Origin of the sequence: Vibrio sp. OPT46, assembly GCF_015163535.1 — a bacterium.
GTDB classification, from domain to species: Bacteria; Pseudomonadota; Gammaproteobacteria; order Enterobacterales; family Vibrionaceae; genus Vibrio; species Vibrio alginolyticus.
In genome coordinates this window covers 1,588-2,144 of the sequence record NZ_JADDYG010000765.1, presented here as the reverse complement: position 1 = coordinate 2,144, position 557 = coordinate 1,588, and the positions used below count along the sequence as shown (strand labels likewise).

Here is a 557-nt window from a genome sequence, read left to right as displayed (position 1 = left end):
ACCGATGCGCAAAAGTTAGGTCGAGAAACGGATTGGAAGCAGATTGGTGAGCAAGAATCTTTTGTTGGCTTGGGTCAAAAATGTTGGTTAGTCGGTGACTCAGCGCTTCCAATCTGTGATTTGACTACATTATTAGAACAGAAACAAATAGCGTAGAAATATCATGTCGTTAACCGTTTCTCTGCTCGACAAATTGATAGATAGTGATCCTCTCACTCGAGATGAGAAAGACTTCCCTGCAAGCCAGCAACAGATGTTGAGCAGCTTACTTAGAGATCTAGAGTCGATGCTGAATAGTCGTATTGGATGGAAAAATATTCCTGATGATCTTCTAGAGGTTCGTTATTCAATATTGAACTATGGGCTGCCAGATTTTTCCTCAATGCCCTATAGCAGCCAAGAAGGGCAGAATCAGCTTTGCGACATCGTTCATGATGCAATTAAAGAGTTTGAGCCGAGGTTAAGGAACCCTCATGTCCAGATTTCAGACGAGAAAAACGCTATTGATAGGGTATTGAGGTTACAGATAAATGCCACTTGCTTAATTGATAACAGTA

2 protein-coding genes are annotated in these 557 nt (G+C 41.3%); both read left to right on the top strand.

Features of this window, described 5'->3' with window-relative positions; translation table 11 throughout:
• A partial coding sequence (locus IQR33_RS26840) for a type VI secretion system accessory protein TagJ (RefSeq protein ID WP_265575812.1) occupies positions 1-156 on the top strand: 156 nt, incomplete at its 5' end.
• Positions 157-163: 7 nt separating this feature from the next.
• On the top strand, positions 164-557 hold a 394-nt coding region (tssE, locus tag IQR33_RS26835), incomplete at its 3' end, for a type VI secretion system baseplate subunit TssE (protein WP_193844221.1).